Origin of the sequence: Burkholderia sp. AU39826, assembly GCF_020419965.1 — a bacterium.
GTDB lineage: Bacteria > Pseudomonadota > Gammaproteobacteria > Burkholderiales > Burkholderiaceae > Burkholderia > Burkholderia semiarida.
The window spans coordinates 1-20,433 of record NZ_JAIZQG010000031.1 but is presented as its reverse complement, the minus strand read 5'-3'; the positions used below and the strand labels follow the sequence as shown (position 1 = coordinate 20,433).

Below are 20,433 nucleotides of genomic sequence, written 5' to 3'. Positions count from 1 at the left end.
ACGCGGCGCCGAAAAATGAATAATCGAGATCGAAACGATCGCTGCGCGAGAAGCGCCCGCGTGCGCTGCAGCAGCGGGCGATTGGTGGCACACTAGGCCGCCTCTCATCACTCCGGGGCGCCTCCCGCACCCCGCACGCCAGGAGTTCAGAACGTGACTGCCCAATGGATCGACATCCCGACCGGTAACGACAGCTTCGGCGGCTATCTCGCACTGCCCAAGCGCGGCAAGGGGCCTGCCGTCATCATCATCCAGGAGATCTTCGGCGTGAACGCGCACATCCGTGCGGTCGCCGACCAGTATGCGGCCGACGGCTTCGTCGCGCTCGCGCCCGACGTGTTCTGGCGCACGCAGCCGCGCGTCGAGCTGACCTACGAGGGCGCGGATCGCGACAAGGGCATCGAGCTGCTGAAGAAAACCGACGTGGGTCTCGCGGTCGTGGACATCGTCGCGGCGGCCGACGCGTTGCGCGCCCGTCCCGAAGTGGCCGGCAAGCTCGCCGCGATCGGCTACTGCTTCGGCGGCCAGCTCGCGTATCGCGCGGCCGCGACCGGCAAGCTCGACGCGGCGGTGTCCTATTACGGCGGCGGCATCCAGAACGCACTCGACCTCGCCGGCCAGATCACGCAGCCGATCCTGTTCCACTACGCGGAAAACGACCACGGCATTCCGCTCGACGCCGTCGATCAGGTGAAGGCCGCATTCGCCGGCCGCGGCCACGCGTCGTTCCATGTGTACCCGGGCGCCGAGCACGGCTTCAACTGCACGGACCGCGCATCGTACAACCAGCGCGCGGCGGCGCTCGCGCACGGCCGCACATTGACGTTCCTCGCCGAGCATCTTTAAGAGCACGGCCGCGGGCCCGCACGCCGGGCCCGCGTTATGCTCGCACCATCGCCACGCGTCACAACGGGGGTGACCGCGATGCACTCGGACTATCTCGCGCATGACGCAATCGGCCTCGCCGCGCTCGTGCGCGACCGCCAGGCCAGCCCGCGCGAACTGCTCGACGCCGCGATCGGCCAGGCCGAAGCGGTCAACGGCGCGATCAACGCGATCGTGCTGCACGACTACGAAGCCGCGCGCGCGCGTGCGGCGGCCGCGCCCGCACCCGGCGCCGATACGCCGTTCGCGGGCGTGCCGTATCTCGTCAAGGATCTCGGCGCGGCGGTCGCCGGGCTGCCGCTGTCGATGGGCAGCCGGCACTACCGGTACTTCGTGCCGGCCGACGATTCGCCGGTGATCGCGCGCAGCCGCGCGGCGGGCCTGAACATATTCGGCAAGACCAACACGTCCGAGATCGGCCAGATGCCGTACACGGAACCGGCGCTGTTCGGCGCGTGCCGCAACCCGTGGAACCTCGACCACACGCCCGGCGGCTCGAGCGGCGGCGCGGCGGCGGCCGTCGCGGCCGGCATCGTGCCGCTCGCGCATGCGTCCGACGGCGGCGGCTCGATCCGCATTCCGGCGTCGTGCTGCGGGCTGTTCGGCCTGAAGCCGAGCCGCAATCCGGTGCTCGTCGACCTGCCGTCGAACGGCGAACTCGTCGTCCAGCACGCGGTGTCGCGCAGCGTGCGCGACAGTGCGCTGCTGCTCGACGTGACGACCGGCCAGACGCTGCCGCCCGGCGCGCCCGGCACCTTCCTCGGCGCGCTCGATACGCCGCCCGGCCCGCTGCGGATCGGCCTCGTCGTCGATCCGATGCTCGCGCCGGCGCTCGCGGCCGACACGCGCGCGGCGCTCGACGACGCGGCCGCGCTGCTCGAATCGCTCGGCCATCACGTCGAGCCGGCGACGCTGCCGATCGACTACGCGCGCGCGGCCGAAACCTTCCTCACGCTGTGGGCGACGATCGCCGAGGACATGGTGCTCGGCGCGCGCGAACTGACGGGCCGCGCGCCGCGGCGCGGCGAATTCGAGGCCGCGACGTGGGCGATGGCCGTGGTCGGCCGCCGCCTCGCGCGCACGCGTCTGGCGGACGTGCTCGAATGGCAGCGCCAGCTCACCGTGCAGGTCGCCGGCCTCGTGTCGCGCTACGACGCGATCCTGTGCGCGTCGCTCGCGGGGCCGCCGGTGAAGATCGGCGAACTGCAGCCGACGCCGTTCGAATCCGCGCAGATGAAGCTCGTCGCCGCGCTGCCGGTGAAGCCGCTGCTGAAGGAAATGCTCGCGAAGTCGTCGGAGAAGGCGTTCGCGTGGGCCGGCTGCACCGAGCTGTTCAACCTGACCGGCCAGCCGGCGATGTCGGTGCCGCTGTACTGGAATGCGCGCGGGCTGCCGATCGGCGTGCAATTCGCCGCGCGCCACGCCGACGACGCGTTGCTGCTCCGGCTCGCGCGGCAGCTCGAACAGGCCCGGCCGTGGTTCGACCGCCGCCCGCCGCTGATGCAGGCGCAGCGCTGACGCGCGCGCGTTTGCGCCGCGCGTCGTACTGCTCGATGAACCATGAAAAAGCCCCGCCGGCGCAAACCGGCGGGGCTTTCACGCATGCAACCGCGTGACGGCGCTTACACCGCGAGCCGTTCGCAGATCGTCCGCGTCGCGACCGCCGCGTTCAGCGTGTAGAAGTGCAGCCCCGGCACGCCCGCGTCGATCAGGCGCTGGCACAGGCCCGTGACGACGTCCGCGCCGAACGCGCGGATCGACTCGCGATCGTCGCCGAAGCTCTCGAGCCGGCGCGCGACCCAGCGCGGCACTTCGGCGCCGCACATCTCGGAGAAGCGCATCAACTGCGAGAAGTTCGTGATCGGCATGATGCCCGGCACGATCGGCACGTCCACGCCCAGCTTGCGCGCGTCGTCGACGAAGCGGAAATACGCATCCGCGTTGAAGAAGTACTGCGTGATCGCGGAATTCGCGCCGGCTTTCACCTTGCGCGCGAAATTCTCGAGATCGGCCTTCGGCGAGCGCGATTGCGGGTGGTACTCCGGGTAGCCCGCGACCTCGATGTGGAACCAGTCGCCGTGCTCGGCGCGGATGAAGCTGACGAGCTCCGACGCATAGCGCAGCTCGCCGACCGCGCCCATCCCCGACGGCAGGTCGCCGCGCAGCGCGACGATGTGCCGGATGCCGTGCGAGCGGTACTGGTCGAGGATCGCGCGCAGGCTGTCGCGCGACGAGCCGATGCACGACAGGTGCGGCGCGGCCTCGAGGCCGTCCTTCTGCATGTCGAGCACGGTATCGAGCGTGCCCTGCTGCGTCGAGCCGCCGGCGCCGAACGTCACGGAGACGAATTTCGGCTTCAGCGGCAGCAGCTGCGCGCGCGTGGCGCGCAGCTTTTCGACGCCGTCCGCCGTCTTCGGCGGGAAGAATTCAAACGAGAGTTCGATCGGTTTCATGATTCGATGGGGTTGGGCCTGCGCCCGCCGGCCCTCAGCCGATGTCGCGCTGGCCGAAGATCAGGGCGGACAGCAGCCACGACACGATGCTGTACAGGATCGAACCGAAGAACGCGGACCAGAACCCCGACACCTCGAAGCCCTTCAGCAGCGACGACGCGAACCAGAAGCACAGCGCGTTCACGACGAGGATGAACACCCCGAGCGTGACGATCGTGACGGGCAGCGTCAGCAGGATCAGCACCGGCCGGATCACCGTGTTGATCAGCCCGAGCACGACCGCGACGATCAAAGCAGTGCCGAAGCTCTTGATGTGGATCGACGGCACGAGGTACGTGATGATCAGCAGCGCGAGCGCGTTGATGACCCAGGTGAGAATGACGCTCATGGAGGGCTCCGGTTCGGTTGTCGATCGGTACGATCAGTGAGCGCCGCCGCGCCGCGCGGCCCGCGACGGGCATGCACGGCGCGGCGGCGGCAGCGCATCAGTAGCGGTAGTGGTTCGGCTTGAACGGGCCGTCCTTCTGCACGCCGATGTACGCGGCCTGCTCGTCCGACAGCACCGACAGGTTCGCGCCGATGCGCGCGAGGTGCAGGCGCGCGACCTTTTCATCGAGATGCTTCGGCAGCACGTACACCTTGTTCTCGTACTGGTCGCCGCGCGTGAAGAGTTCGATCTGCGCGAGCGTCTGGTTCGCGAACGAATTCGACATCACGAACGACGGGTGGCCGGTCGCGCAGCCGAGGTTCACGAGGCGGCCTTCGGCCAGCAGGATGATACGCTTGCCGTCCGGGAAGATGATGTGGTCGACCTGCGGCTTGATGTTTTCCCACTGGTACTGGCGCGTCGACGCGACGTCGATTTCCGAGTCGAAGTGACCGATGTTGCAGACGATCGCGTTGTGACGCATCGCCTTCATGTGATCGTGATTGATCACGTGGTAGTTGCCGGTGGCCGTCACGAAGATGTCGGCCTTGTCCGCCGCGTATTCCATCGTCACGACGCGGTAGCCTTCCATCGCCGCCTGCAGCGCGCAGATCGGATCGATTTCGGTGACCCACACGGTCGCGCCCAGGCCGCGCAGCGATTGCGCGCAACCCTTGCCCACGTCGCCGTAGCCGGCGACGACCGCGACCTTGCCCGCGATCATCACGTCGGTCGCGCGCTTGATGCCGTCGACGAGCGACTCGCGGCAGCCGTACAGGTTGTCGAACTTCGACTTCGTGACCGAATCGTTCACGTTGAACGCCGGGAACGGCAGGCGGCCGTCCTTTTCCATCTGGTACAGGCGGTGCACGCCGGTCGTGGTTTCTTCCGTCACGCCCTTGATGTGCGCGAGGCGCTTCGAGTACCAGTTCGCGTCGACGTCGAGGTGCGCGGCGATCGACTTGTACAGCGCGACTTCTTCCTCGTTGGTCGGCTTCGCGATCACCGAACGGTCCTTCTCGGCCTTCGAGCCGAGGATCAGCAGCAGCGTGGCGTCGCCGCCGTCGTCCAGGATCATGTTCGCGAATTCGCCGTTCGGCCATTCGAAGATGCGGTGCGAGAACTCCCAGTATTCGTCGAGCGACTCGCCCTTGAACGCGAACACCGGCGTGCCGGCTTCGACGATCGCGGCGGCCGCGTGGTCCTGCGTCGAGAAGATGTTGCACGACGCCCAGCGCACGTCCGCGCCGAGCGCCTTCAGCGTCTCGATCAGCACGCCCGTCTGGATCGTCATGTGCAGCGAACCGGCAATGCGCGCGCCCTTCAGCGGCTGCTGCGCCTTGTATTCGTCGCGGATCTGCACGAGGCCCGGCATTTCGGTCTCGGCGATGTTGAGTTCCTTGCGGCCCCAGCCGGCCAGCGCCATGTCGGCGACGACGTAATCGTGGGAAGCCTTGGAATCGATAATGGCGTTCATCACGCCCTCCTTTCTAAAAAGTTTCTAGATTGGTGACGTGAGCGCCGTTCAGGAAGCGGGGCCGGCGCGAAAAAAATCGCCGCACGGCTGCTTGGTGAAGCCTTCCGAGCCTGGCGGACGCAGGATGGTCCGTCGCAACGCTCCTCGGAAAACGGAGGGGATTGTAGCAAATCGGCGCGCGAAATGCGCGAGCACCGCATACGGCGCGAGCGCGCGGCGCCGGCGCGCCGCCGCCGTCGGCAGAGGGTCAGGACTCCGCGCCCACCCACGCCTGCTCGCGCAGCCGCGCGCGCAGGCGCGCGACGGCCTGGCTGTGCAACTGGCACACGCGCGATTCGCTCACCTCGAGCACCGCGCCGATCTCGCGCAGATTCAGACCCCGTTCGTAGTACAGCGACATCAGCAGCTTCTCGCGCTCCGGCAGCCGCTCGATCGCCTCGACGAGCGCCTCGCGCAGGTGTTCGTCGAGCAGCGACGACAGCGGATCGGCGTGATCGACCCGATAGCGGTCGAGGAACGGCTCGTCGTCGGCCGCGCGATCGAAATCCTCGTAGTAGATGAGCTGGCTGCCATGCAGGTCCTGCAGCATCCCCTGGTATTCGTCGAGCGGCATGTTCAGGTGCTGCGCGATCTCGGTCTCGCTCGCCGAGCGGCCGAGGTGCTGCTCGACCTGGTGCACCGCGTGCTCGACCTCGCGCGAGGTCTTGCGCAGGCTGCGCGGCAGCCAGTCGTTGCTGCGCAGCTCGTCGAGCATCGCGCCGCGGATGCGCTGCGTCGCGTAGGTCTCGAACTGCGCGCCCTGGTCTTCCTTGTAGCGGCCCGCCGCGTCCATCAGGCCGATCATGCCGGCCTGGATCAGGTCGTCGAGATCGACGCTCGCCGGCATTTTCGCGACGAGCTGCAATCCGAGGCGGCGCACGAGCGGCGCGTATTGCGCGAGCACGTCGGCCTGGGACATCTTTCCTTGAGCGTTGTACATCATGGCTCCCTCCTCCGGGTGGCGCTCACGCGGCGTGTGCCGCGCCCGCCTCGTACGACGGCTTGCCGCCGGCGTGGACCGCGCGGCCCGCACCCGAACGCGGGCGCATCGGCCAGTACAACAGGTCGGCGGCAATCTGCCGGTAGTCGCGCGCGGCGGACGACGACGGAAACGCGTCGACCACCGCATGCATCAGTTCGCGGGCGTGCTCGACGAGCGGATCGGCGCTCACGCAGCCCGCGTCGGCGATCGACACGGTCAGGTAGCGGTTCGCGACGCCCGCGAGGTTGTCGAACGCCGCCTTCGCGTCCGCGTGGCTGCCGACCTGGTTGGTCAGCACGCGGAACTGCGCGAACGCGTGCGCGAAATGCAGCCGCTTCATGCACGCATACGCCTCGGTGATCGCCTGCGCGGCGACCCGCGTGACGACCAGCACGTCGTGCGCTTCGCGCGCGAGCGCCGAGAACGACCCGTCGGCGCCGAGCTGCGCGTCGACAAGGACGATGTCGGCCGGGCCGTCGATGAAGTCGCTCAGTTGCGCGTCGCTGTAGCCGGCACGCGCGAGCCGCGCCGCCGCGCACAGGCTGAAACCGGCCGCGACCCGCGTGCGCGCGCCGTCGCGCAGCCACGCGCCGGCGAGCGTCGCGCTGGCCGAGCGCACGTCGGCGCGCTCGTCGACGACGAGCACGTCCTTGCCGAGCGACGCGAGCGCCGCCGCGAGGTTCACGATGGTCGACGTGCAGCCGACGCCCGCCGGCCCGCCCGTCACCGCGACGATGCGCGACGCGCGCCCGGCCAGCAGGCGGCGCAGCCCTTCGGCCTGATCGATGATCGGTTTATCCAAATCGCACCTCGTGCAGCTCGGCGGTGGAACGCGCGGTCAGTGCGGAGAGCAGCGTCGGCATGTCGTCGTCCTGCGGCACGAAGGGCGAGCCGTCGCGCGGCACGCAGAACGCGCTCTTCAGCAGGAAGCGGGTCGACGCGACGTACAGGTTCTCCGGCACCTTCTGGCCGGTCGACACGTAGTGGACCGGCAGCTTGTAGCGGATCACCGTGTCGAGCACGCCGCCGAGGTGGGTCGCCTCGTCGAGCTTGGTGAGGATGCAGCCGGCCAGGTCGGGGTGCTCGCCCGCGCTGCGGTACGCCTGCACGACTTCGTTGAGCGTGTCGCCGTGGCTCGTCGCGTTCAGCAGCAGCAGGCGCTGCACCGGTGCATTCGCGCCGTGCAGCATCGCGATCTGGTCGGACACCGCGCGGTCGCGCTGGCTCATGCCGATCGTGTCGATCAGCACGATGTGCTTGTTGCGCAGCTCGGACAGCGCGAGCGCGAGATCGCCCGCATCCTTCACCGCGTGCACCGGCACGCCGAGGATCTTGCCGAAGATGCGCAGTTGTTCGTGGCCGCCGATCCGGTAGCTGTCGGTGGTCAGCAGCGCGACCTTGCTCGCGCCGAAGCGCATCACGCAGCGCGCGGCCAGCTTCGCGGTGGTGGTCGTCTTGCCGACGCCCGTCGGCCCCATCAGCGCGAACACGCCGCCGCGCTCCATCAGCGCGTCCTCGCTGTCGAGCACCGGCAGGTTCGACGCGAGCACCGACTGCGCCCATTCGGCGGCCTGCTCGAAGGTCTGCGCGCCGTCGCCGGCCGGCAGGTTGTCGACCAGCATCCGCACGAGCTGCGCGGAGAAACCGGCCGCGAACAGGTGCTTCGTCAGCGCGCCGTGAACGGCGCTGCGGCGCTGGCGGTCGTGCCACATCAGGCTGTCGAACTGCTCCGCCATCATCCCGCGCAGCTCGCCGAGCTCGTGCATCACGGTGTCGTTGACGATCCGCTCGATGCGCGACTTCACCGCGTCGGCCACAGCGGCGGCCGCGTCGGAGGGCAGGCGCGTGCGGTCCGCCGCCCTCGCCGCGTACGCGGCGCCCGTGTCGGGTGTGCGCTTCGTGGCGGCCGGCGATCCGGCGGCAGGCGATCCGGCGGCAGGCATCCGGCGTTGGGCCTCACGCACGATGTCGCGGGCCCAGTCGGGCGGCGTCGCGCTGGCCGCGGGCTGCGGCGCGCTTGCCGGCGGCTCGACCGGCGCCTGCGCACGGGCGATCAGCGCGTCGCGCTGCTGCGTCAGGCGCTTCGCGTGCTCGACCAGCCACGGTGCCGGTTCGGAAGTGGCGGCAGGCGATCCTGCGGCCGGCGACCCGGCGGCATGCGCTCCGGCGGCAGGCGCGGCGATCGACGGCGCGGCTGCCGGCGCGTCCGCATCGCTCGACGAAGCATGCACGTCGGCCTCTTGCGCGTCGGCGCTCGCGCCGAACACGGACGAGAACACGTCAGGCAGCCCGCCTTCGCCCGCCGCATACGGATTGACGGCCGGGCGCGGCGCGATGCCCGGGCGCGACACGATGCCCGGCACGGCGGCGGCCGGCACGGATTCCGGTAGGCGCGGCGAAGCGAAGCGCGGCCGCGCGGCCGGCGGCGCCACCGCGGCGAGATCCGAATCGGCGAGTGCGACGATTTCGACGCTGCCGTCATCGAGCGTGCGGTTCGACAGCACGACCGCGTCGGCGCCGAGCGCCTCGCGCACGAGACGAAGTGCGTCGCGGCTCGTTGCGCCGGTGAATTTGCGAATGTTCAAGCGGAACCCCCGATGACGTTAACGACTTTGATCGTGCGTGTGTCCGGCACTTCGGCGTACGACAGCACTTTCAATTGCGGCAGGCTGCGGCGCAGGAAACGCGCGAGCATCGCGCGCAGCGCGTGCTGCACCAGCAGCACCGGCGGCAGCCCGAGATTCTGTTGACGCAGCAACGCTTGCTGCGTGCCGGTCAGAAGGTTGTGCGCGAGGCCGGGCTCGAGGCCCGGGTTCGCGCCGGTGGCGAGCGCCTGCGACAGCACGCGCTCCAGATTCGCGTCGAGGCCCATCACCTGCATTTCGCCGTTGCCCGGATACCACTGCTGCGTGATCGCGCGGCCGAGCGAGAGGCGCACCGCGGCCGTGATCTCGAACGCGTCGCCGCGGCCGGCATGCTCGGACACGGCCTCGAGGATCGTGCGCATGTCGCGGATCGGCACGCCTTCCTCGAGCAGGTTCTGCAGCACCTTCTGCAGCGTGGTGAGCGAGATCGTCTTCGGCACGAGGTCCTCGACGAGCGACGGCGCGTCCTTGCCGGTGCGCTCGACGAGCGCCTGCACTTCCTGGCGGCCGAGCAACTCGGCCGCATGCTGGACGACCAGATGATTCAGGTGGGTCGCGACGACCGTGCTCGCATCGACCACCGTGTAGCCGTACACCTGCGCCTGCTCGCGCATCGCGACGTCGATCCACACGGCCGGCAGCCCGAACGCCGGATCCTGCGTGACGGCGCCCGGCAGCGCGGCCGTCACCTGGCCCGGGTTGATCGCGAGCCACTGGCCCGGGAACACTTCGCCGAAGCCGATCTCGACGCCCTTCAGCGCGATCCGGTATGCGTTCGGCCGCAATTCGAGGTTGTCGCGGATATGGATCACCGGCGGCAGGAAGCCGATTTCCTGCGCGAATTTCTTGCGGATGCTCTTGATGCGCTTGAGCAGCTCGCCGTCGCTGTTCTTGTCGACGAGCGGAATCAGCCGGTAGCCGACTTCGAGGCCGAGCGGGTCGATCAGCTGCACGTCGTCCCAGGTCGCTTCGTGGCTGTCGGCCGGCAGCACGGCGGGCGGCGCGATGTCGGTCACGTCGCCGGCCGCCTTGCGGGCCGCCGCGCGCCGGGTCTGCGTGCGCGCGAGCCAGATCGCGCCGGCGCCGAGCGCGAGGAACGCGAAGTGCGGCATCCCGGGGATCAGCCCCATCAGCACGATGATCGCGCCGGTGATGTTCAGCACGCGCGGGTTCGTGAACAGCTGGCCGGTGATCTGCGTGCCGATGTCCTCGTCGGTCGCGACGCGCGACACGATCACGCCGGCCGCGGTCGAGATCACGAGCGACGGGATCTGCGCGACGAGGCCGTCGCCGATCGTCAGCAGCGTGTAGTTGGTGCCGGCCGCGGCGAAGCTCATGTCGTGCTGGACCATCCCGACGATCAGCCCGCCGATCACGTTGATCGCCATGATGATCAGGCCGGCGATCGCATCGCCGCGCACGAACTTCGATGCGCCGTCCATCGACCCGTAGAACTCGGCTTCCTGCGAGACGGCGAGGCGCCGCTTGCGCGCCTGTTCCTCGTTGATGAGGCCCGCGTTCAGGTCGGCGTCGATCGCCATCTGCTTGCCGGGCATCGCGTCGAGCGTGAAGCGCGCGGACACTTCGGCGATCCGCCCCGCGCCCTTCGTGATCACCATGAAGTTGATGATCATCAGGATCACGAACACGACGATGCCGACCGCGAAGTTGCCGCCGACGAGGAAGTGGCCGAACGCCTCGATCACCTGGCCGGCGGCATCCGGCCCGGTGTGGCCTTCGAGCAGCACGACGCGCGTCGACGCGACGTTCAGCGACAGGCGCAGGAGCGTCGAGAACAGCAGCACGCTCGGGAACGCCGCGAAGTCGAGCGGCTTCATCGTGTACATGCTGACGAGCAGCACCATCACGGACAGCGCGATGTTGAACGTGAACAGCAGATCCAGCAGCACCGGCGGCAGCGGCAGGATCATCATCCCCAGGATCATGCAGATGAGGATCGGGCCCGCGAGCGCGCGCAGGTTGGTGCCCGCGAACGGGTTCGTGCGTTTGGCGAACAGGCCGGTGGTCGGGGTGCTCATGCTACGTTCCCTTGCTGGCCGAGCGCGTCTTCGGCTTCTTCACGTTCGTCGTCGGCGGCGACCGACGCGCCCTTGTCGAGTTCGGCCGGCACGTCGAGATCGACCGGCACCGCCGGGAACGCGCCGCCTTCCGAACGGAAGCGCTTGAGCTGGTAGACCCACGCGAGCACTTCGGCGACCGCCGAGTACAGCGAGCCGGGGATCTCGCGCTCGAGTTCGACGTTGTGATACAGCGCACGCGCGAGCGGCGGCGCTTCGAGCAGCGGCACGTTGTGTTCGGCCGCGAGTTCGCGGATGCGCGCGGCGACGAGGTTCACGCCCTTCGCGACGACCTTCGGCGCGCGCATCTCGCCATCCGTGTATTGCAGCGCGACCGCGAAGTGCGTCGGGTTCGTGACGACGACGTCGGCCTTCGGCACGGCCGCCATCATCCGGCGGCGGGCGATCGCGCGCTGCTGCTGGCGGATCCGCCCCTTCACGTGCGGGTCGCCCTCGTTCTCGCGATGCTCGCGCTTCACTTCTTCCTTCGTCATGCGCAACTTCTTGTTGTACTGCCAGAGTTGGTAAGGCACGTCGAGCCCGGCGACCACCAGCATCCCGGCGACCGTCGTGCCGCAGCACACGGCGACCAGATGCAGCGCATCGGGCAGCGCGGCGCCGAGCGGCTGGGTCGCGAGGCCGAGCAGTTCGTCCTTGCTGCGCCAGATCGCGACGCCGCCGATTCCGCCGACGACCAGCGTCTTCGCGATCGACATCCCGAGCTGGATCGGCCCCTGGATCGAGAACATCCGGCCGAGCCCCGAGATCGGGTTCAGGCGGTCGAACTTCAGTTCGAGCGTCTTCTGCGAAATCAGCCAGCCGCCCAGCGCCATCGGCGCGAGCAGCGCGGCGACGCCGGTGAGCGCGAGGAGCGGCAGCAGCGCGGCGAAGCCTTCGAGGCTCGCGCTGCCGGCCGCCGACAGCATCCGGTCGGTGTCGAACGCGGTCGCGCGATCGAACGTGAACGCGCCGCGCAGCATCGCCTGCAGATGCGCGCCCGACGGGCCCGCGAACAGCCATGCGCCGTAGAACCCCGCCGCGAGCAGTGCGAACGAAGCCAGTTCGCGCGAACGCGCGACCTGCCCCTCCTCGCGCGCCTTCTCGCGGCGCCTGGGAGTGGCGGCTTCGGTCTTGTCGAGATCGCTCTCGTCTGCCACGGGGCCTCCAGTCGGGTACGGCGGAATGCCGTTTTTCAGTGACACCGATTATTCATGGAGGCGTCAAACGCCGATCGGTCGAGCAAAGCCGGGAAAGGGGGGTATTTCGGGGAATCGGGCGAGCGGCCGCGAACGCGGCCGGAACGGGGGCGGAACGACGCGCGGCGCGGCGCGAAAGCAGGCCGGGCGGCGCGTCGGCGAAATGGCGGCCGCAGGCGGGACGGTGACGGTGCGATGCGATGCGAAGGGAACGGTGAAACGGCGGGCGGGACAGCGGGACAGCGGGACAGCGGGACAGCAGGACAGCGGGAAAGCGGGAGAAGCGGGGCAAACGGCCCCCAACGGCGTCGTGCGTGGGGGCCAGCGTCGGTCAGACGGCCGGAATCGGGTCCGCGCCGAAACGGTTCGGGCCTTCGGTGCCGCGCGAGCACATCCACACGAGCAGCAGGATGCTGCCGACGATCGGAATCAGCGCGAGCAGCAGGAACCAGCCCGAGCGGCCCGTATCGTGCAGGCGGCGCACGCTGACCGCGATGCCCGGAACGATCAGCGCGAGCGACACCAGGGAGATCGCGCCGAGCAGCAGCAGCGTGATCAGGCCGCCGTCGCGGCCGGCCGCGCCGATGATCTGGCCGACGATCGACAGCACGCAGCTCAGCAGCGCGAAATACCAGTATTCGGCGCGGCGCGCACGGCCTTCGAACGTGGCGTATTTATTCAGTACGGCACGAATGGCTTCGGAAAAATTCATCTTATTACCCTCCTGTTTTATATTGGCACCCCGGAAACAACGCCGAAATTATAGGGTTGAATTTCAGTGCGCTCCATCTCTTTTCGCATGCGGCGCACTACGCGCACAGGGGCGTATCGCCCGCCCATATGACACGGAAATGGCTGCAATGGCGCATTTCGGCTTGGCCGGGGCTTGCACGCCGCGTCATTTTAATAATCGTGAAGATCTGACGGAAACGACGGCCCGGATAATCCGGCATTTGGTTACAGCCGAATGAAACGGCCGCCCCGATAATCGACTCGAGGATCCGGCGTGCGATTAACCGGGCAGCCGGCAATACGCAGGCGCGGCGGTCGCGTCACCCTTCGCCATTGTCGATACCGGCCGCATTGCCTCGCCCGACGGCAATACGGCACGGCCGGCCACTGCCTCAAAGGCGTGAAAGGCGTGAAAAGCCTGAACGGCCAGACCGAGCGAAGCGGCCTGGCCGGCCGCCCCTAACCGGCTGCCGCCCGCTGCAGCGCGCCGAGATCGAGCTTCTTCATCGTCATCACCTGCGCCATCACGCGCTCGGCGCGGGCCGGGTCGCCCGTCATCAGTTCGGCCATCTGCACGGGCACGACCTGCCACGACACGCCGAAGCGGTCGCGCAGCCACCCGCATTGCTGCGCGCGCGCGTCGCCGCCTTCGGACAGGCGCGCCCAGTAATGGTCGATCTCGTCCTGGTCGCGGCAGTTGACGACGAACGACACGGCCGGCGTCATCTGGAACACGGGGCCGCCGTTCAGCGCGACGAACGCCTGCCCGTCGAGTTCGAACGCGACCGTCATCACCGTGCCCTCGGCCTGTCCGGACGCGTGCGCGCCGGCCTTGCCGTAGCGCGCGACGTGCACGATGCGCGCGTTGTCGAACACCGATACGTAGAAATCGGCCGCCGCCTCGGCGTCGCGGTCGAACCATAGGAACGGCGTGATGCGTTGTATGCGCGGGGTCATGGCGCTGTCTCCTCGATGTCGTGCCGGCACCGGTGCCGGTCTTACATCGTAGGCGCTGCGCGCGCACACGGCGGCGATTCGATCCGTAGTGCGCGCGCGGCTGTCGGATAAAAAAAGGGGCGATCGCTCGCCCCCTCTTTGCTGCCCGCGGCCGTGCCGCGTCAGAACGCGACGAACGGCTGCGCGCCGCCGCTCGCGGTCTTGTCCATCCCGAAGTAGATCGTCTTGCCGTAGAAGTGCGGCATGCCGATGTCGAGCCAGCTGGACGAGCCGAACGGCCCCGCGATGTCGTTGAACGCGAACGTCGACGAATTCGAGAACAGCGAATCCGCGTTCGCGACCGGCATCGACACGGTGCCCGATGCGCCGTTCTGGCCGCTCAGCGTCGCCGAATAGGTGGTCGTGGACGACGGGCAGTAGAACTCCGTATTCCTCGAACAGACCGTCTGCGCCGAATCGTTGAAGAAATACGCGTTCGAGCCCGTATCGAAGAACGCCATCACGTTGCGCCCCTGGAACGTCGCGCTGACGTCACCGGTCGTGGTCGACGTCATCACCGTCTTGCCGCTCAGGTTCGGCAGGCCGAACGTCAGCGTGCCGGTCGCGCTCGCCTGCCCGTTGTCCGAGATGGTCGGCATCTGCACGCTCACGCCGTCGTTGTTCGCGAAACGATGCACGGGGTTCGCCACCTGCTGCGCGAGCGGCACGAGCGCGACCGTGCAACTCGCGTTGTCGCCGTTCGGGCACGCGTAGTAGTTGTTGCTCGTCGACGTCGACGTCGCGCACGTCGTGCCGCAGTCGTACGGCGCCGGCCCGATGCCGAGGATCCCGTTCGCGCCGAGCGCGCCCGTCGAGTTGGCCGACGCGCCGCCGTTCGTGCACGAGCTCGGCACGTTCGCCGTGCCGAGGTCGCCGATGATCTGCACCGGCAGCGACGCCGCCTGCTCGGAGCCGATCGACAGGTCGACCGTGCGCACCGACCCCCACGTGTAGCTCGACACGAACTTGCCGCATTCGGCGACCGGCGCGCCGCCGCTCGTCACATGCGGCAGGCTGCCGAGCACGCCCGACACCGCGCTGCCGACGAGCCGCAGCCCGTAGGACGCGGTATCGACGAGCACGTTGTTGACGATCTGGCAGTTCGACGTGCCCGGCACGCAGACCTTCACGCTGACGGTCGGGATGTTGATCACGTTCGCGGCGCCGGCGGCGACCGTGATGACGGCCGTGTTGCCGCTGTTGCCGTCGGACCCGTTGTTGCCGGTATTGCCGTTGTTGCCCGCACTGCCGCCGCCGCCATCGCCGCCGCCGCATGCCGTCACGAGCACGGCCGTCGCGGCCAGGAGGCCCAGCACGCCGAGCCAGCGCTTGAATGTACGAGGAATGCTCAAGATCGCTCTCCCGCTGTCACTGGATATCGGTGCCGGCCACGCCGGCAGGCAGCGCCGACGGCAGCCATGCCTGGCCGGCGAAGGCGCCCATGTGGCCGCCCGTCCGGATCACGAGGCCGCTCGTCTCGACGGCCACCGGCGCGCGCCAGCCGCGCGCCCGGTGCGCCGCCTGGACGCCGGCCGTGTACTGCGGGAAATAGCTGCCGAGCAGCGACGCGAGATCCGGCATCGTCGGCCCGCGCCAGGCGAGGCCGAACACGCTGCCGGCGGCCGACGTGTATTCGTGGATGACGGTGCCCGACCCGAGCGTGATCTCGCGCACGGTATAGGCGGCCGCGCTCGTCTGCACGCCGTCCGCCGAGCGCATCGCGCGCTGCAGCGCGCGCACTGTGGCGGCCTGATCGTCCGCCGGCGGCGACATCGGCGCGCCGCCCAGTTCCGCGTGTGCGTGGACCGCCCACAGCACACCCATTGCAGCCGTCGCGTGCGCGACGGTCCAGCCCAAGCGTTTCAGCTTCACGTTCCCCCCCAAGGGACTGGCTGCGTTGCCGACGGCGCCGCCATCGGCCCGCGCCGCCTGTCCACCGATGAATCGTACGAATGACCCTGCGTTGCTGCTGACGCGTAGTATGCCTGCGGAGTGTGTCCAATTGTCAATTCGACGCAGGATCACGCCGCGCCGCGCCGCGGTGGCGGGCTTGGGGAAACGACGCAGGAAACGGGGAATGCGCGCATCGGCGACCCCGCGGAACGGGGCGCCCGGCAAAGGGGCGCCCGGCAAAGGGGCGCCCGGCAAAGGGGCGCCCGGCAAAGGGGCGCCCGGCGAAGGGGCGCCCGGCGAAGGGGCGCGCGGCTGCGCCGCGGCAGGTCAGAAACCGAGGCTCGCGAGCAGGTCGTCGACCTGCCCCTGGTCCTGAACCACGTCGGATTTGCCTTCCGGCGCGATCTGCGGGCCGTTCAGCAGCGACTCGGGGCTGCCGGTCGCGCTGATCTGTTCGGCCGCGAGCGCGGCGGCGGTGGCCGCGAACTGCTCGCGCCGCTCGGGCGCGATGTTCTCGACGAGCACGGTGAGGAGCTGTTGCTCGATCAGGTAGACCATGTCCATGATCTTCTTGATCACCTGCCCGGTCAGATCCTGGAAATCCTGCGCGAGCATGATTTCGAGCAGTTGCGCGCGGGTCGCCGCCGTCGATTCGGGCAGCGTGCGCAGGAACGCGCGCGTATCGTCCATCAGCTCGCGCACTTCCGCGTGCTCGATCGGCGCCGCGTACCACTGCGCCCAGCGTGCGTCAAGCGCCTCGGCCTCGTTCTGGACGCGCTCCTGCATCGGCTTCGCGATCTCGATCGCATTCAGCACGCGCACCGCGGCCTGCTCGGTCATCGTCGCGACGTAGCGCAGGCGGTCGCGCGCATCGGGCACGGCTTCGGCCGCGCGCTCGACATGCTTGTCGAGCCCGAGCTCGCGCATCGAATCGCGCAGCGTGCGCGTGACGTGGCCGATGCGCGCGAGGATCCGGTCGCTCGCGTAATCGGCGCCTTCGGCATGGCCGTCGGCGTTGACCGCCGCGCCGGCGAGCGCCGCATGGATCGGCTCGTTCACGTTCAGCTCCCGGTCTTGGCCATCTTGTCGATGATCTTGTTCAGCTTCTCGTCGAGCGTCGCGGCCGTGAACGGTTTCACGACGTAGCCGCTCGCGCCGGCCTGGGCGGCCGCGATGATGTTCTCCTTCTTCGACTCGGCCGTGACCATCAGCACCGGCAGGTGCGTGAGCGTCGCGTCCGCGCGGATTTCCTTCAGCATCGCGAGGCCGTCGAGGTTCGGCATGTTCCAGTCGGAGATCACGAAGTCGAAGCCGCCGCCGCGCAGCCGCGCGAGGCCGGCCGCGCCGTCTTCCGCCTCGTCGACGTTCGTGTAGCCCAGTTCCTTGAGCAGGTTGCGGACGATCCGGCGCATCGTCGGGAAATCGTCCACCACCAGGATTTTCATGCTCTTGTCCATCGTCGTTCCTTTCCAGATTCGTTTCCGTCGGGACGCGCATCGTGGCACGCGCCCCGTGACATTCCATTCACACGCGCTGCACGCGGTCGCCCATCGTCGCCAGGCGCGCCATCACGCGGCGGCTCATGTCGGCGAGCGGCGCGACCTCGTCCGCGCCGCCGAGCGCGATCGCCTCGCGCGGCATCCCGAACACGATGCAGCTCGCTTCGTCCTGCGCGAACGTGTGAGCGCCCGCGCGTTTCATTTCCAGCAGGCCGGCCGCGCCGTCGCGGCCCATCCCGGTGAGGATCACGCCGATCGCGTTCTTGCCCGCGTGCGTCGCCGCCGAGCGGAACAGCACGTCGACCGACGGGCGGTGCCGGTTCACCGGCGGCTCGTCCGACAGTTGCGCAATATAGTTCGCGCCGCTTCTCGCGAGCAACAGGTGTGCGTGCCCCGGCGCGATGTACGCATGGCCGGGCAGCACGCGTTCGCCGTGCTCGGCTTCCTTCACCGCGATCCGACACAGCCCGTTCAGCCGCTGCGCGAACGACTTCGTGAAGCCCGGCGGCATGTGCTGCGCGATCAGCACGGCCGGCGCATCCGGCGGCAGCGGCGTCAGCACTTCGCGGATCGCCTCGGTGCCGCCCGTCGACGCGCCGATGATGATCAGCTTCTCGGTACTGACGAGCGGGTTGTTGATCATCGGCGCGGCCGCGGCGCTGTCCGCCGCGCGCGCGGCGGCCTGCGGCTGCGGCGCCTGGCGCACGCGCGCACGCGACGCCGCGCGGATCTTGTCGGCGAGCTTTTCCGCGTAGTCGAGCATCCCGTCGCGAATCCCGACGCGCGGCTTCGTGACGAAATCCACCGCGCCGAGTTCGAGCGCGCGCAGCGTGATTTCCGAGCCGCGCTCGGTCAGCGACGACACCATCACGACCGGCATCGGCCGCAGGCGCATCAGCTTCTCGAGGAAGTCGAGCCCGTCCATGCGCGGCATTTCGACGTCGAGCGTGAGCACGTCGGGGTTGTGCTGCTTGATGAGCTCGCGCGCGACGAGCGGATCGGGCGCGGTCGCGCACACCGTCATGTCGGGCTGGCTGTTGATGATCTCGGTCATCAGGCTGCGGATCAACGCCGAATCGTCGACGCACAATACTTTGATCTTCTGCACTGCGGTCATGCCTCCTGCTTTCTTGATAGGTTTGCCGCGTGCGGGCTCCCGGCGGACGGCGCCGCGCCGCGCCCGCCGAACAGCTCGATGCGCGGGCGCGCCGGTTGCGGCGCCGCGGGCCGCTTCGCGGCGAACAGCTCGATCTGCGCGCGCGTCCGTGCGGCACGGGCGCGCTCGGCCTCGCGCGCGAGCGCGGCTTCGCGCTCGGTCACGCCCGGCACCTGCAGCCGCAGCTTCTTCACCATCGCGCGCCCGCTGTGCGGCATGAACGCGACCTTGCGCGGATGCACGCCCTGCAAGTCTTCCGCGGTGATGCGGATGCGCTCGAGCGCGAGGTAGCGGCGCACGAAATCGGCGTTGCGATCGCCGATGTTGATCGTCGTCATCCCGGCCAGCACGGCCGCGCCGCCGAACACCTTCGCCTCGAAGCGCTCGCGGCGCCCGCCGGCCTTGATCAGCTCGTTGATCAGCACTTCCATCGCATACGCGCCGTAGCGCATCGATTCCGACGCGGCCGCGCCCGGATCGGCGCCGTCGTCCGGCAGCATGAAATGATTCATCCCGCCGATGCCCGCGTACGGGTCGTGCAGGCACGCGGCGACGCACGAGCCGAGCACGGTCATCAGCACCATGTCATCGGCCGTCGTGTAGAACTCGTTCGGCAACAGCTTCACGCCGGGGCGTTCGAAGTGGTTGTCGAAGTAGCGATTGGTCGCGATCGGCAGTGCGCTCATCCGCGCTCTCCCAGGGCCGGCGCGCCGCCCGCGGCCCGTGCGCGCACGGGCGACGGCAGCTCGGCCGCCGCGCTCGCCGGCGCACCGCGCGAGCGCGCGCCCTGTGCGGCGTCGCGCGTGAGTTCGTACACCGTCTGCCCGCGCAGCCGGAACGCCTGCGTCACGTACGTGAAGTTCTCCGAATGGCCGGCGAACAGCAGCCCGCCCGGCTTCACGAGCGGCTCGAAGCGCGACAGCACCTGCCCCTGCGTCGGCTTGTCGAAATAGATCATCACGTTGCGGCAGAAGATCGCGTCGAACGGCTTCGCGATCCCGTAGTCGGCATCGGTCAGGTTCAGTTGCTCGAAGCGGATCATCGCGCGCAGCTCGGGGCGCACCTTCACGCGGCCGGCCTGCGCGCCCGTGCCCTTCAGGAAGAAGCGCTTGAGCCGCTCCGGCGGCAAGTGCTTGACCTGGTCGTACGTGTAGATGCCGGCTTCGGCCTTCGCGAGCACCTGCGTGTCGAGATCGGTCGCGAGGATCGACGCGCCGCGCGCGGCCGTTTCGCCGAGCGCCTCGATCAGCGTGATCGCGATCGAGTACGGCTCCTCGCCGGTCGACGCCGCCGAGCACCAGACCGAGACCGGCGCCGGCCGCCCTTTCACGAATTCCGACAGGATCGGGAAATGGTGCGCCTCGCGGAAAAACGCGGTCAGGTTGGTCGTCAGCGCATTGGTGAACGCTTCCCACTCGAGCGGATCGTCTTCCTGTTCGAGCAGGTCGAGGTAGTCGCGGAACGTGTCGAGGCCGCGCGCCCGCAACCGCCGCGCGAGACGGCTGTAGGCCATGTCGCGCTTGTGCTCGGACAGCGAGATGCCCGCGCGTTGGTGGATCAGCGCGCGAATGCGTGCAAAATCCGCGCCGGTGAACGCGAAGTCGCGCCCCGGCTCGCCCGCGCGAGGCGAGGCATCCGGTGCATCGGGTCGAAACGGCGCGCGCGCGTGCTGCATGGCTTAGAAGGTCTCCCAGTCGTCGTCGGACGCGCCGGCGGCCGCCAGCGCGGGCTTCTCGCCGCTCAGCGCCGGGCGCACGAGCGCGGGCTTCGCGGCCGGCTTGTCCGCCGGGGCGGCCGTCTTCGCCAGACGCGGGCCATAGCCGCCCGCCGCGGCGGCGCCACGGGCAGCCGGTGCGTCCTTCTGCGTGCGCGGCGCGGCGTCGGCCGCGCGCTTCGGTTCGTGCTCGGTGCCCGACGCAGCCGTGCGCGACGCCGGCGCGGCGCGCCGTGCCGCCGGCTGGGCCGCACCCTGCGG

General features: G+C 69.2%; 19 protein-coding genes, 1 pseudogene and 1 riboswitch. Of the genes and pseudogenes, 2 read left to right on the top strand and 18 right to left on the bottom strand.

The window, feature by feature from the left end; translation table 11 throughout:
- The first annotated feature begins 153 nt into the window (after nucleotides 1–153).
- Nucleotides 154–846 carry a dienelactone hydrolase family protein gene (locus LGM42_RS31075; protein WP_226234242.1) on the top strand — a complete coding sequence of 231 codons (693 nt, stop codon included), beginning with the start codon at nucleotides 154–156 and terminating at the stop codon, nucleotides 844–846.
- Between the two features lie 78 nt (nucleotides 847–924).
- Nucleotides 925–2,403: an amidase gene (locus LGM42_RS31070; RefSeq protein WP_226234241.1), complete on the top strand. Its 1,479-nt coding sequence runs from the start codon at nucleotides 925–927 to the stop codon at nucleotides 2,401–2,403.
- Nucleotides 2,404–2,507: 104 nt separating this feature from the next.
- Here the strand turns inward: LGM42_RS31070 and metF are convergent, their stop codons facing one another.
- The 18 genes and pseudogenes from metF to LGM42_RS30980 all read right to left on the bottom strand — a co-directional run.
- On the bottom strand, nucleotides 2,508–3,338 hold the full coding sequence (gene metF / locus LGM42_RS31065; protein ID WP_059578135.1) for a methylenetetrahydrofolate reductase [NAD(P)H]: 831 nt from the start codon (nucleotides 3,336–3,338) through the stop codon (nucleotides 2,508–2,510).
- 34 nt (nucleotides 3,339–3,372) lie between these two features.
- Nucleotides 3,373–3,726 (bottom strand): phage holin family protein, encoded by a 354-nt coding sequence (locus tag LGM42_RS31060; protein ID WP_011882923.1) that lies wholly within the window; start codon nucleotides 3,724–3,726, stop codon nucleotides 3,373–3,375.
- Nucleotides 3,727–3,823: 97 nt separating this feature from the next.
- Entirely contained in the window at nucleotides 3,824–5,242 is a 1,419-nt protein-coding gene (ahcY, locus tag LGM42_RS31055) for an adenosylhomocysteinase (RefSeq protein ID WP_059503304.1), read from the bottom strand.
- 32 nt (nucleotides 5,243–5,274) lie between these two features.
- Nucleotides 5,275–5,394: riboswitch (S-adenosyl-L-homocysteine riboswitch) on the bottom strand.
- 95 nt (nucleotides 5,395–5,489) lie between these two features.
- On the bottom strand, nucleotides 5,490–6,224 hold the full coding sequence (locus tag LGM42_RS31050) for an RNA polymerase sigma factor FliA (protein WP_085041358.1): 735 nt from the start codon (nucleotides 6,222–6,224) through the stop codon (nucleotides 5,490–5,492).
- 22 nt (nucleotides 6,225–6,246) lie between these two features.
- Nucleotides 6,247–7,065 (bottom strand): MinD/ParA family protein, encoded by an 819-nt coding sequence (locus tag LGM42_RS31045; protein ID WP_226234240.1) that lies wholly within the window; start codon nucleotides 7,063–7,065, stop codon nucleotides 6,247–6,249.
- On the bottom strand, nucleotides 7,058–8,848 hold the full coding sequence (gene flhF / locus LGM42_RS31040; protein ID WP_226234239.1) for a flagellar biosynthesis protein FlhF: 1,791 nt from the start codon (nucleotides 8,846–8,848) through the stop codon (nucleotides 7,058–7,060). The genes LGM42_RS31045 and flhF overlap by 8 nt, the downstream gene beginning before the upstream one ends.
- Nucleotides 8,845–10,947 carry a flagellar biosynthesis protein FlhA gene (flhA, locus tag LGM42_RS31035; protein ID WP_059578127.1) on the bottom strand — a complete coding sequence of 701 codons (2,103 nt, stop codon included), beginning with the start codon at nucleotides 10,945–10,947 and terminating at the stop codon, nucleotides 8,845–8,847. Before flhA ends, flhF begins: the two co-directional genes overlap by 4 nt.
- The gene (gene flhB, locus LGM42_RS31030; protein ID WP_226234238.1) at nucleotides 10,944–12,143 is read right to left on the bottom strand and encodes a flagellar biosynthesis protein FlhB; all 1,200 of its coding nucleotides are present in this window, start codon (nucleotides 12,141–12,143) and stop codon (nucleotides 10,944–10,946) included. The genes flhA and flhB overlap by 4 nt, the downstream gene beginning before the upstream one ends.
- A 370-nt stretch (nucleotides 12,144–12,513) precedes the next feature.
- Nucleotides 12,514–12,894 (bottom strand): DUF805 domain-containing protein, encoded by a 381-nt coding sequence (locus LGM42_RS31025; RefSeq protein ID WP_059578122.1) that lies wholly within the window; start codon nucleotides 12,892–12,894, stop codon nucleotides 12,514–12,516.
- 479 nt (nucleotides 12,895–13,373) lie between these two features.
- The gene (locus LGM42_RS31020) at nucleotides 13,374–13,871 is read right to left on the bottom strand and encodes a VOC family protein (RefSeq protein ID WP_060310194.1); all 498 of its coding nucleotides are present in this window, start codon (nucleotides 13,869–13,871) and stop codon (nucleotides 13,374–13,376) included.
- Between the two features lie 161 nt (nucleotides 13,872–14,032).
- A complete protein-coding gene (locus LGM42_RS31015; protein ID WP_226234237.1) occupies nucleotides 14,033–15,262 on the bottom strand; it encodes a DUF3443 family protein in 1,230 nt (409 codons plus the stop codon).
- Between the two features lie 16 nt (nucleotides 15,263–15,278).
- Nucleotides 15,279–15,782 (bottom strand): DUF2844 domain-containing protein, encoded by a 504-nt coding sequence (locus tag LGM42_RS31010; protein WP_226234236.1) that lies wholly within the window; start codon nucleotides 15,780–15,782, stop codon nucleotides 15,279–15,281.
- Between the two features lie 348 nt (nucleotides 15,783–16,130).
- Nucleotides 16,131–16,862, bottom strand: coding sequence for a protein phosphatase CheZ (gene cheZ, locus LGM42_RS31005; protein ID WP_059578110.1), 732 nt, complete (start codon nucleotides 16,860–16,862; stop codon nucleotides 16,131–16,133).
- A gap of 2 nt (nucleotides 16,863–16,864) precedes the next feature.
- A complete protein-coding gene (cheY, locus tag LGM42_RS31000; RefSeq protein WP_026045350.1) occupies nucleotides 16,865–17,260 on the bottom strand; it encodes a chemotaxis response regulator CheY in 396 nt (131 codons plus the stop codon).
- Between the two features lie 67 nt (nucleotides 17,261–17,327).
- Complete coding sequence (locus tag LGM42_RS30995) at nucleotides 17,328–18,419, bottom strand: protein-glutamate methylesterase/protein-glutamine glutaminase (protein WP_059578107.1); 1,092 nt, start codon at nucleotides 18,417–18,419, stop codon at nucleotides 17,328–17,330.
- Nucleotides 18,416–19,144 carry a chemoreceptor glutamine deamidase CheD gene (gene cheD / locus LGM42_RS30990; protein ID WP_099315949.1) on the bottom strand — a complete coding sequence of 243 codons (729 nt, stop codon included), beginning with the start codon at nucleotides 19,142–19,144 and terminating at the stop codon, nucleotides 18,416–18,418. The genes LGM42_RS30995 and cheD overlap by 4 nt, the downstream gene beginning before the upstream one ends.
- Nucleotides 19,141–20,133, bottom strand: coding sequence for a CheR family methyltransferase (locus tag LGM42_RS30985; protein WP_226234235.1), 993 nt, complete (start codon nucleotides 20,131–20,133; stop codon nucleotides 19,141–19,143). Before LGM42_RS30985 ends, cheD begins: the two co-directional genes overlap by 4 nt.
- A 3-nt stretch (nucleotides 20,134–20,136) precedes the next feature.
- A pseudogene (locus tag LGM42_RS30980) lies at nucleotides 20,137–20,433 on the bottom strand (methyl-accepting chemotaxis protein); the annotation flags it as partial.

What these genes read in the sequence shown, in the direction of transcription:
- flhA (WP_059578127.1), bottom strand. Translation starts at nt 10,947, where the DNA reads ATGAGCACCCCGACCACCGGCCTGTTCGCCAAACGCACGAACCCGTTC.
- ahcY (WP_059503304.1), bottom strand. Translation starts at nt 5,242, where the DNA reads ATGAACGCCATTATCGATTCCAAGGCTTCCCACGATTACGTCGTCGCC.
- cheD (WP_099315949.1), bottom strand. Translation starts at nt 19,144, where the DNA reads ATGAGCGCACTGCCGATCGCGACCAATCGCTACTTCGACAACCACTTC.
- LGM42_RS31020 (WP_060310194.1), bottom strand. Translation starts at nt 13,871, where the DNA reads ATGACCCCGCGCATACAACGCATCACGCCGTTCCTATGGTTCGACCGC.
- LGM42_RS30995 (WP_059578107.1), bottom strand. Translation starts at nt 18,419, where the DNA reads ATGACCGCAGTGCAGAAGATCAAAGTATTGTGCGTCGACGATTCGGCG.
- LGM42_RS31060 (WP_011882923.1), bottom strand. Translation starts at nt 3,726, where the DNA reads ATGAGCGTCATTCTCACCTGGGTCATCAACGCGCTCGCGCTGCTGATC.
- cheY (WP_026045350.1), bottom strand. Translation starts at nt 17,260, where the DNA reads ATGGACAAGAGCATGAAAATCCTGGTGGTGGACGATTTCCCGACGATG.
- LGM42_RS30985 (WP_226234235.1), bottom strand. Translation starts at nt 20,133, where the DNA reads ATGCAGCACGCGCGCGCGCCGTTTCGACCCGATGCACCGGATGCCTCG.
- LGM42_RS31050 (WP_085041358.1), bottom strand. Translation starts at nt 6,224, where the DNA reads ATGATGTACAACGCTCAAGGAAAGATGTCCCAGGCCGACGTGCTCGCG.
- metF (WP_059578135.1), bottom strand. Translation starts at nt 3,338, where the DNA reads ATGAAACCGATCGAACTCTCGTTTGAATTCTTCCCGCCGAAGACGGCG.
- LGM42_RS31025 (WP_059578122.1), bottom strand. Translation starts at nt 12,894, where the DNA reads ATGAATTTTTCCGAAGCCATTCGTGCCGTACTGAATAAATACGCCACG.
- LGM42_RS31070 (WP_226234241.1), top strand. Translation starts at nt 925, where the DNA reads ATGCACTCGGACTATCTCGCGCATGACGCAATCGGCCTCGCCGCGCTC.